This window comes from Microcystis sp. BLCC-F209 (genome assembly GCF_041928595.1).
GTDB lineage: Bacteria > Cyanobacteriota > Cyanobacteriia > Cyanobacteriales > Microcystaceae > Microcystis.
In genome coordinates this window covers 1-9,937 of record NZ_JBHFLL010000181.1, presented here as the reverse complement: position 1 = coordinate 9,937, position 9,937 = coordinate 1, and the positions used below count along the sequence as shown (strand labels likewise).

The following is a 9,937-nucleotide window of genomic DNA, read 5'->3' as shown; positions in this document are numbered from 1 at the left end:
TAGGTTCTGTGTGATAAGTTTAATTGACATAGGATCGATCGATCTTTGTGTCCTTTGTGTCTTTGTGGTTCGTTCCACCCCCTCGCTCTTGAGAAATGTATCTTAGAATACATTTTACCCACCAAAGCTGGGAGAGCCAATCGATCGAGTGTTAAACCTAAGCCGCTAAACTGAAAATAGCTGCTTGTCCTTGGCTCTCATTGCCCAGATTGTAAAATAATGCAAATTTATCTTGACTATAGTGCCACTACCCCCACTCATCCCCAAGTAATCGAGCGGGTTGCCACTATTCTCCAGCATCATTGGGGCAATCCCTCCAGTTTACACACTTGGGGCCAGGATACGGCGACAGTCATCGAAATGGCCAGAGAACAGGTAGCAGGGTTAATTAATGCCAATCCAGACCAGATTATCTTCACTTCTGGCGGCACGGAAGCCGATAATTTAGCGATTATCGGGGTTGCTCAACAGTATAACCGCCCCCGTCATATAATTATTTCTAGTGTGGAACATTCGGCGATCGCTGAACCCTGTAAACAATTAGAGCAGCAAGGTTGGCAAATTACTCGTCTTCCCGTCAATCGTCAAGGTAGGGTTAATCCTTTAGACTTAAAAGCCGCAATTCAAAGCGATACGGTCTTAATTTCCATTATTTACGGACAAAGTGAGGTGGGAACCCTACAACCGATTGAAGAATTGGGCAGCATTGCCAGAGAAAGGGGAGTGCTTTTTCACACCGATGCGGTGCAGGTGGCGGCAAGATGCGATATTGATGTGCGGAAACTGCCCGTAGATTTATTATCTCTTTCTAGCCATAAAATTTATGGAATGCAAGGATCGGGAGCTTTATACATCAGAGCCGGCGTCGATATTTTACCATTACTGCGGGGCGGTGGCCAGGAAAAAGGTCTGCGATCGGGAACCCCAGCCGTACCAGTGATCGCATCTTTCGGTTTAGCGGCTGAATTAGCCCAAAAAGACTTAATTAGCGAAAAAATGCGTTTAATCGCCCTGCGAGATCGATTATTTGACCTCTTAGCCGATTATCCTTATCTGCTGCCCACGGGGGACCGATTCTATCGTTTACCCCACCACGTCAGCTTTATTGTCCGTCCCGACGATGACAGTCGAATCACGGGAAAACAGCTAGTTCGTCAGCTTAATTTAGCAGGAATCGGCATTAGTTCCGGATCCGCCTGTCATAGTGGCAAACTTTCCCCCAGTCCAATTTTAAAAGCTATGGGCTACAGCGATCAAGAGGCACTAGCGGGAATTCGTTTAACCCTGGGAAGGGACACCAGCACCGCCGATATCGATTGGACGGCTCTAGTATTAAAACAAGTGATCGATCGCTGTTTATCTGCCTTAATTGTTAGCAAGAGTTAGTTTATCCCTCAAATTGTCCTTCGATCAAGATAATTTCGCCAAAATCGGGAATCCATGCCACCCAACGGCCCTGATCCTGTTCACAGAGTAGTAGCGCTTCATCAAAGCTGTATGGAGAGGGGAGCATTCTGAGTTGTACCCATGTGTTTGCTTGGGGGCGAGTAACAACGGCAGTAGTGCGGTATTGTAGTAAAGACATACACAGATCACCCTGATAATTCTGTATCTAAATTTACAAACAAACCGATGACTGTGGGTAACTTTGTTTTAAATCTTTACATCTTTACCAGAGAATTGCTATAATTAATTTTTGAGAGGGCAAAAATGAGAAAAACAAGCATAAAATTGCATAAAATCACTAAATAGAGCATTTAATTGATTAATGCTCATTCTTAATTCTCCTGACTACTGACTACTGGCTCCTGACTCCTCACCTAAAGGAAGATTTTTGATTTTTGCAAGAGGTCTATTTATTCGGCCAATCCTAGTTATGATCGTTACTGGTAAATGATAGTTGATAACTGGTAATGGTAAGTTCTTTCCCTCGCACCTATAAAATCGCCGTCATCGGTGACGTTCACGACCAATGGGAAATAGAAGATAATTTAGCACTAGAAGCTTTACAAGTGGATTTAGCCCTATTTGTCGGCGATTTTGGCAATGAATCCCTAGAAGTTGTCGGTCGGATTGCTAGTTTGTCCTTACCAAAAGCCGTTATTCTCGGTAATCATGACGCGTGGTATAGCGCCACCCCCTGGGGACGAAAACAATGTCCCTACGATCGCAACAAGGAAGATCGTGTCACCGCCCAGTTAGAATTATTAGGGGTTGCTCATGTGGGTTACTCAAAACTAGACCTACCCAGTTTAGAGCTTTCGATTGTTGGGGGTCGTCCCTTTACTTGGGGAGGTTCCGAGTGGAAAAATGGAGAATTTTTTCAAGAACGCTATAATATCAGCAGTTTTGCCGAATCTACTGCCAAAATTATCGCTAATATTCAAGATACTGCCTATAATAACCTGATTTTTTTAGGTCACAATGGTCCGGCCGGACTGGGAAAGGAAGCGGAAGCTATCTGTGGTCGCGATTGGCAACCCTTGGGAGGGGACCACGGGGATCCGGATTTAGCAGCGGCCATCGAACAAGCACAGCTATTAGGAAAACAGGTTCCTCTCGTCAGTTTCGGTCATATGCACCACCGTCTCCGTCATACTACTTCCCGTTCACGCAATCCCGTGGTCACTTCCGAGATGGGAACTGTTTATCTGAATGCTGCCAGTGTCCCTCGCATTCTCCACTCCGATAAGGGTAAATCTCGCAATTTTTCCCTAGTCACTCTTGAAGAAGGTCTAGTCACAGAAGCATCTTTAATCTGGTTGAACGATAATTTTGAGATTATCAGTAATAGAAAACTTTATCACTCCGGGTCATCAATCGATCGCCTATCTCCCCAATCTTGTTATTCTTAAGTTTTGAAAATAGACCTTTTCTTAATCTTATGCGGTACAACCACTAATATCAGTTATCAGATGTCAGGTTTCAGTTAACTGTTTACTGATAACTGAAAAAAAGCTCCCCAATTCATAATTTATAATTCATAATTTATAATTCATAATTCATAATTTATAATTCATAATTTATAATTCATAATTCATAATTCCCTATAGATAGTTAAGTTTTTGAGCGAGTAGAGGTAAAGCAAGAGCGATAGCAACACTAACAATCATACCGATAAAAGCTTTCAAGGCATCCCCGAAAACCAGTTTACCTGTGGCGGCTAAATTAGGGGTTTCTCTGGTTAAAGTCAGAGAAATTTCTCGACCTCCTAATAAACCTAAAAATACCCAAGTGGTACTCATGGGAATATGATTATAGCCAACAAAAAACAGTAAAATTAGGCCATAAATCAAGTTAATAATTGTTGCAGAACGCAGATCATGGGCGTTAGTTTTGCTAGTGACAATTTTCTCGATTTGACCCCCATGATTAATAAAAATGATGGTTTGCAGGAGTAGCATAACTGTTAGAGATAAAACTAACCATGTTGCCGCTAACTTTCTGGGAAGATAGGCGAAAATATTAGCGAAATCTTGTATTAACCATTGACTCCAGAGAAACCCGGTGGATAACCACTGTAAAACTACCCAGATTTTTTCAGGTTCTTTATTAACTGTTTCTAGGAAAAAGTTTTCTAATCGATAAATAATTCGATAGATGACTAACCCCACTATAACAGCAAGAGCATAACCCCAAGCGGATTTAATTAACATTTCATCTAGAGATTGGGGAGCAAAAACTGTTAAAACCAAAAAGGTTGTACTCACGGGTATTCCCCAAGTGGTGAGAATTAAAATTGCCAGGGGAGGAACGATATAAATCCAAGTAAAATTTTCTGGGAAGGGAATCATTTCTAGTCGATTATAGGCCACATCTCCCTGATTAATATACCAACCAGCGATAAAAATCGAGGCTAAGATTATACTGGAATACAGCCATAAAATCCACCAGGGACGTTCTTCATTGGCACTTAAAAAAGTACCTAAAGTTTGTAGGGAATCGTTAGCAACGATTGCATAAGCTGATAGAATAAAGCCAGCAATCATAAAAAAATTACTCATAGACAGTGGGAATTATAAATTATGAATTATGAATTATGAATTGGGGAGAATAAATAAAAATAATCTCCTGACAACTGGCTCCCTATTAATATAACTGCTATAACTCCTTAATTTTGCTTTAAAAAATCCCTCGCTAGATAGAAAGCAGCTAAACTACCAGAGACAGTAATTTCTTGGGGATTAATTTCCTGTAAAGGTCGAAGAATAACTTCAATTTCCTCGGTAACATCTAACTTTTGTTGACTGGTGGGGATAGCATTAAGAGCCAAAAAAATATGAATTCTGTTAGTATCTTTAACAGGATTATCATACAAAACAGCTAGAGGGATTAGAGAATCACTTTGATAACCAGTTTCCTCCTCGAATTCTCGACGCGCTGCCGCAGTAATATTATCTTCACCCGCATCTACTGCTCCGGCAGGAAATTCCAATAAAATTTCCTTAACCCCGTGACGATATTGACGAACAAAAACTAATTGATTATCCCCAGTAACTGGAACAACTAACACAATTTCAGGACGAATATTAACGAAATAATCATCGATAACTTGTCCAGAGGATAACTTCACCGCATCTTGACGGACTTGACACCAACGATTATGAAAAACTAGCTCAGATTTAATAATTTGCCATTTTTTTAAATTAGTCATCGACAATCCTGTTATAATTGCAGTGAAATTACTAAACTCTTTCTCAGATAATTATAGCTATCTAGGGACTATTTCTGATAAGATCTAATTTTATACTCCCATCTCCCATGTCGTTAATTCAATGGTATCCCGGTCATATTGCCAAAGCGGAAAGAAAACTCAAGGAACATCTTAAACTCGTGGATGTGGTTCTAGAAGTGCGCGATGCTCGCATTCCCTTGGCTTCCCATCATCCCCAGGTGGACGATTGGATTGGCAATAAACCGCGCTTATTAATCTTAAATCGTCTCGATATGATTCCCGAATCTGCCCAGCAACAATGGGTAACATGGTTTAAAAGTCAAGGAGAAACCGTCTATTTTACTAACGCTAAACAGGGAGAAAGAGTTAAAGCAATTATCAAAGCGGCGGAAAAAATTGGCGATGCAATTAACCAAAAACGCCAACTAAGAGGAATGTTACCCCGTCCAGTGCGCGCCGTGGTGATTGGGTTTCCCAATGTGGGTAAATCTGCCCTAATTAACCGTTTATTAGGGCGAAAAGTCGTTGCCAGCGCCCGCAGGGCCGGAGTAACGCGACAATTACAATGGGTAAGAATTTCCGACACCTTAGAATTATTAGACGCGCCGGGGGTGATCCCTTCCCGTTTAGATAATCAAAAGGATGCGGTGAAATTAGCTATCTGTGAGGATATTGGGGATGCTGGTTATGATAACCAAAGGATAGGGGCGGCTTTTGTCGATTTATTAGTAGAATTAAACTATGAAGGACTTTTACAATCTCGTTATGGGTTGAATACCCTAGACATGACCGGGGAGGATTTTATCGAAAAATTGGCCAATCTCAAATATCAAGAAGATAAAGAAAGGGCAGCCATGCAGTTACTCAATGATTTTCGGAAGGGAATAATCGGGGCTATCCCCTTAGAATTGCCCCCTTCCTCTTGAAATAGCCTGTTTTTAACTCAATTAGGTCAATAGTCGCCGCTAATAGACCGGTTAATTCCCGAATTGGTCAAAATTACCGCCTGTTAGTCCACTGAGTTTCAGATAAGATTAAAGAAATCGGTAAAGTTGCGAGGATCGATCGAACTGTGAAGGAAGATAGGGAATAAACGACAGAGATAACAAAGACTATGGGCAAACCGACTGGCTTTATCGAATTCCTGCGTGAACTTCCTTCCGAACTTACCCCCCTCGATCGCCTTCATAATTGGGATGAGTTTCATCTTCCCATGCCAGAAGATAAACTCCGCAATCAGGCCGCCCGTTGTATGGATTGTGGTACACCATTTTGTCACACGGGAACCCTAATTAGTGGCATGGCCAGTGGTTGCCCGATTAATAACCTGATTCCCGAATGGAATGATTTAATCTATCGAGGATTGTGGCGAGAAGCCCTCGATCGCCTCCATAAAACCAATAATTTCCCCGAATTTACCGGTAGAGTCTGCCCCGCCCCCTGTGAGGGTTCCTGTGTTCTCGGTATTCATAATCCCCCCGTTACGATCAAAAATATTGAATGTTCGATTATTGACAAAGGCTGGGAATCTGGGTGGATTACTGCCAATCCCCCCGCCATCCGTACCGGCAAAAAAGTGGCCGTGATCGGTTCTGGACCTGCTGGATTAGCAGCCGCCGACCAGTTAAATAAAGCCGGTCACTGGGTGACAGTTTATGAACGGGCCGATCGCCCCGGCGGCCTGTTGATGTACGGCATCCCCAACATGAAGTTAGATAAGGAAGAAGTGGTTCTGCGTCGTCTCCAGATGCTGGAACAGGAAGGGGTAAAAATGGTCTGTAACACGGAAGTGGGCAAGGATATCAGCAGCCAAGACCTATTAAACGAATACGATGCCGTGGTTATCTGTACCGGGGCCACCAAACCCCGGGATTTAAACATCGAAGGTCGCCAATTAAAGGGCATTCACTTCGCCATGGAGTTTCTCACCGCTAATACAAAGGCACTACTAGACGGACAGCCGGGGGAGGATTTTATCTCGGCCGCGGGTAAAGACGTGGTAATTATCGGTGGTGGTGACACGGGAACCGACTGTGTGGGGACTTCCCTGCGTCATAACTGCCGTAGCGTCACCCAATTAGAGATTATGCCGCAACCGCCCCGGGAACGGGCCGCCGATAATCCCTGGCCCGAATGGCCGAAAATCTACCGTCTGGACTATGGACAAGAGGAAGCGGCCGCACGTTTTGGCGATGACCCCCGGGTTTATACCACCACAGCGACTAAATTCGAGGGGGATAGCGAGGGCAACGTGACGGGGATTCACACGGTACAGGTGGAATGGCAACGCAACGAAAAAGGGCAGTTTATCCCCCAACCGGTGGCAGGAACAGAAAAAGTCATCCCGACGCAGTTAGTTCTATTGGCCATGGGATTTTTGGGACCAGAACAGCCTTTACTCGATGATTTAGGCTTAGAAAAGGATGCCCGCAGCAATATCAAGGCCGAACACGGTCAATTTGCCACTAGCTTACCGAAAGTCTTTGCAGCGGGGGATTGTCGTCGTGGTCAAAGTTTGGTGGTTTGGGCGATTAATGAAGGCCGCGGGGCTGCCAGGGAATGCGATCGCTTTTTGATGGGGGCGACGGATTTACCTTAAACCAGTAGTTAGGGTTTGCGGCAAAAAGTTTTTTGTGGGGGCAGGGTGTGGGGTGTGGGGTGTGGGGTGTAGGGTTTTACCTAATTTTCAGGGAAAAAGTCCCTGAATTTTCCCCCCAATCCCCGCAATGGCTGGCACTTTTTGAGGGGAAAAAAGTCTAAAAGTCTTATTCAACAAGGTTTTTAGATTTATTCAGCCAACCCTAACTAACATAAGAGAAGAGGAGGAGGAGGGAGGAAACAATTGTCCCTATTGCCTATTTAGACAATTGCTCCCTGTTTAAACTGTTGCCGCCGATGAATCAAGCACCACCTGTTCATTGGTGGGTAACTCCAGACAATAACCCGCACCGTAAACGGTTTTAATATAGCGAGGATGACGGGGATCCGGTTCTAGTTTCGTTCTCAGATGGCGAATATGAACCCGAATAGTCTCGATATCGTCATCGGGATCGTATCCCCAGACTTCCTTGAGAATATCACTGGGGGAAACGGTTTGACCGTGACGTTGGAGAAGACAGTGGAGTAACTCGAATTCTAGATGGGTTAACTTGACCACACCTTCAAACCAGACCGCCTCAAAACGTTCGGGAACCAGGGTTAAAGGTCCAAAACTGAGTATTTCTGAGTGTTTAGCGGCTTGGGGAATGCGATCGGTGCGTCTGAGCAGGGCGCGCACCCTAGCTAACATTTCCTCCACCTCGAAAGGTTTGGTCAGGTAATCATCGGCACCGGCGTTAAAACCTTCCACTTTATCTTGGGTTTGTCCCAAGGCTGTGAGCATCAAAATCGGGATGTCTGCTGTGCGTTCATCTCGTCGCAAACGCTGACAGACGGTAAAACCATCGACTTTGGGCAACATTAAATCCAGCATGATTAAATCGGGTTGTAACTGGACGGCCAAGGCCTGGCCTTTAATCCCGTCCTCTGCGGGATTAACGTCATAACCCGCCATCTCCAAGTTGATGGAGACTAATTCCGCGATTGCAGGATCATCATCGATTACAAGTATTCGGGGCATTACCAGAGTGTTATGACTAAGGGTTTGGGTAGGGGGTTGCTAAATGTGTTCTCGCTGACATCGCAACTATGGCTTTGTCTCTCAAGGGGTTGAGTTTGGCGAAACATAAAGAATCCTGTACTGATTATAAGCATGATTGCTAAATTCGGTTTTAATTTGTGAAATTTTGCTGATATAAGTCTCCTGAATGTTAAGAATTTCTAAGAAGTGTGAAGAATGTTGGGCGAGAATTGATATTGGTGCTAAATTATGCGCTCTCTCGCCCCAAGCTCACCTAGGCAGCCGTTTTTCACTAATCTTTACAATTGCGCCATCTGGCTCGATAGCGGTTTCAAGCGGCGGCAAAGTCCTTCTAGACCTAACTTTTCCCCCTCAGCTCCCCTGGCGGCACTGTAAAAATTCTTAATAAAATTACCGTTCGATTCAGTTTAATCTACCAAAATAGGCGGTTTTAGTAAGCATCTGTAACGAACCCGATCCATTCCACTCATCCAAACAGGTGATCATAATATGAGCGTTAATTTATCAACTCAACTGCGGGAAGGCACGAAAAAATCCCACACCATGGCAGAAAACGTCGGTTTTGTCAAGTGTTTTCTCAAGGGGGTGGTAGAAAAAACTTCCTATCGCAAACTGGTGGCTAACCTCTACTTCGTCTATTCGGCCATGGAGGAGGAGATGGAAAAACTTCGTAGTCATCCCGTCGTTTCTAAAATCTGTTTTACCGAACTCAATCGCAAAAATGCGCTAGAACAGGATTTATATTTTTATTATGGTCCAAATTGGCGCAACGAGATCGCTTTATCTCCCGCAGGTCAGGCCTACGTTGACCGGATTCGGGAAATCGCCACAACAGAACCCGAATTATTAGTCGCTCATTCCTATACCCGTTATCTCGGCGATCTGTCCGGGGGGCAAATCTTGAAAAAAATCGCCGAAAAAGCGATGAATCTGGAAACTGGTGGCACAGCTTTCTATGATTTTAAAGATATTCCCGACGAAAAAGCCTATAAAAACCACTATCGTCAAACCCTCGACGAGTTACCAGTAGATCAAGCCATGGCTGATCGCATTGTCACCGAAGCTAACGCCGCTTTTGGCATGAACATGAAAATGTTCCAAGAGTTGGAAGGTAATCTGATCAAAGCGATCGGAATTATGCTCTTTAATACTCTCACCCGTCGTCGCGGCACCGGCAGCACCGAAACCGGATTGGCCACCGCCGAATAGTAGTCAAGAAAACCTAAAAAAAACGGAAATTCTGGAATTGGGGTAATGGTTAGCCTTGACATCCTCGCCGCCCTAAAAGTGCGGCGATTCCTAAACCTCACGATTTAAGTTTCTGCTTCCACCACCGTCGCATACCACAGTTAAAAAACCATGTACTGTCTTACACAGAGTCCACAGACTTTCGCCCCATTTCAGAAGCCCGATTCCGTGTGTCCCACGGTACGTTGACCGCCTATAGCTTCTTGTACTTGTTGCGCGCGACTTTTTACCCGGCCAAGCTTTTCTGGTCGGAACCCCCTAAGCCGAGTTTTCAAGGTGCTGCGCCGTCCACTTGGTTTTCGAGACTGGCCTTTTAATTCTAACGTAAAGCCAACCTAGAACGGCGGGGTTTCAGACCCAAAATTTCCGATGAT

Annotated in this window: 9 protein-coding genes; 5 read left to right on the top strand and 4 right to left on the bottom strand. The window is 44.3% G+C overall.

Annotation, left to right across the window (positions count from 1 at the left end; genetic code table 11):
* Window positions 1-219 precede the first annotated feature (219 nt).
* Window positions 220-1,386, top strand: a complete 1,167-nt coding sequence (locus ACE1AQ_RS11465) for a cysteine desulfurase family protein (RefSeq protein ID WP_110545329.1) — start codon at window positions 220-222, stop codon at window positions 1,384-1,386.
* A gap of 1 nt (window position 1,387) precedes the next feature.
* On the opposite strand, the gene ACE1AQ_RS11460 is transcribed toward ACE1AQ_RS11465, so the two are convergent.
* Entirely contained in the window at window positions 1,388-1,585 is a 198-nt protein-coding gene (locus ACE1AQ_RS11460) for a hypothetical protein (protein WP_002784450.1), read from the bottom strand.
* A 328-nt stretch (window positions 1,586-1,913) separates the two neighbouring features.
* On the opposite strand from ACE1AQ_RS11460, the gene ACE1AQ_RS11455 reads away from it, so the two are divergent.
* Window positions 1,914-2,855, top strand: a complete 942-nt coding sequence (locus ACE1AQ_RS11455) for a TIGR04168 family protein (protein WP_374808447.1) — start codon at window positions 1,914-1,916, stop codon at window positions 2,853-2,855.
* A gap of 192 nt (window positions 2,856-3,047) precedes the next feature.
* Here the strand turns inward: ACE1AQ_RS11455 and ACE1AQ_RS11450 are convergent, their stop codons facing one another.
* Together ACE1AQ_RS11450 and ACE1AQ_RS11445 are read right to left on the bottom strand one after the other, a co-directional pair.
* The gene (locus ACE1AQ_RS11450; RefSeq protein ID WP_374808449.1) at window positions 3,048-3,989 is read right to left on the bottom strand and encodes a hypothetical protein; all 942 of its coding nucleotides are present in this window, start codon (window positions 3,987-3,989) and stop codon (window positions 3,048-3,050) included.
* A gap of 122 nt (window positions 3,990-4,111) precedes the next feature.
* Window positions 4,112-4,654, bottom strand: coding sequence for an NUDIX hydrolase (locus ACE1AQ_RS11445; protein WP_149989871.1), 543 nt, complete (start codon window positions 4,652-4,654; stop codon window positions 4,112-4,114).
* A gap of 107 nt (window positions 4,655-4,761) precedes the next feature.
* Between ACE1AQ_RS11445 and ylqF the strand changes: the two genes are divergently transcribed.
* Together ylqF and ACE1AQ_RS11435 are read left to right on the top strand one after the other, a co-directional pair.
* Window positions 4,762-5,601 (top strand): ribosome biogenesis GTPase YlqF, encoded by an 840-nt coding sequence (ylqF, locus tag ACE1AQ_RS11440; protein ID WP_008203214.1) that lies wholly within the window; start codon window positions 4,762-4,764, stop codon window positions 5,599-5,601.
* A gap of 188 nt (window positions 5,602-5,789) precedes the next feature.
* A complete protein-coding gene (locus ACE1AQ_RS11435; RefSeq protein WP_002731974.1) occupies window positions 5,790-7,274 on the top strand; it encodes a glutamate synthase subunit beta in 1,485 nt (494 codons plus the stop codon).
* 279 nt (window positions 7,275-7,553) lie between these two features.
* Here ACE1AQ_RS11435 and ACE1AQ_RS11430 read toward each other — a convergent pair whose 3' ends face one another.
* Window positions 7,554-8,294: a response regulator transcription factor gene (locus ACE1AQ_RS11430; protein WP_008203211.1), complete on the bottom strand. Its 741-nt coding sequence runs from the start codon at window positions 8,292-8,294 to the stop codon at window positions 7,554-7,556.
* A 510-nt stretch (window positions 8,295-8,804) separates the two neighbouring features.
* On the opposite strand from ACE1AQ_RS11430, the gene ACE1AQ_RS11425 reads away from it, so the two are divergent.
* Complete coding sequence (locus ACE1AQ_RS11425; protein ID WP_008203209.1) at window positions 8,805-9,524, top strand: heme oxygenase (biliverdin-producing); 720 nt, start codon at window positions 8,805-8,807, stop codon at window positions 9,522-9,524.
* Window positions 9,525-9,937 lie beyond the last annotated feature (413 nt).

Excerpts from the sequence above, each read along its gene's own strand:
- ACE1AQ_RS11465 (WP_110545329.1), top strand. The coding sequence starts at position 220 with ATGCAAATTTATCTTGACTATAGTGCCACTACCCCCACTCATCCCCAA.
- ACE1AQ_RS11460 (WP_002784450.1), bottom strand. The coding sequence starts at position 1,585 with ATGTCTTTACTACAATACCGCACTACTGCCGTTGTTACTCGCCCCCAA.
- ACE1AQ_RS11455 (WP_374808447.1), top strand. The coding sequence starts at position 1,914 with ATGGTAAGTTCTTTCCCTCGCACCTATAAAATCGCCGTCATCGGTGAC.
- ACE1AQ_RS11450 (WP_374808449.1), bottom strand. The coding sequence starts at position 3,989 with ATGATTGCTGGCTTTATTCTATCAGCTTATGCAATCGTTGCTAACGAT.
- ACE1AQ_RS11445 (WP_149989871.1), bottom strand. The coding sequence starts at position 4,654 with ATGACTAATTTAAAAAAATGGCAAATTATTAAATCTGAGCTAGTTTTT.
- ylqF (WP_008203214.1), top strand. The coding sequence starts at position 4,762 with ATGTCGTTAATTCAATGGTATCCCGGTCATATTGCCAAAGCGGAAAGA.
- ACE1AQ_RS11435 (WP_002731974.1), top strand. The coding sequence starts at position 5,790 with ATGGGCAAACCGACTGGCTTTATCGAATTCCTGCGTGAACTTCCTTCC.
- ACE1AQ_RS11430 (WP_008203211.1), bottom strand. The coding sequence starts at position 8,294 with ATGCCCCGAATACTTGTAATCGATGATGATCCTGCAATCGCGGAATTA.
- ACE1AQ_RS11425 (WP_008203209.1), top strand. The coding sequence starts at position 8,805 with ATGAGCGTTAATTTATCAACTCAACTGCGGGAAGGCACGAAAAAATCC.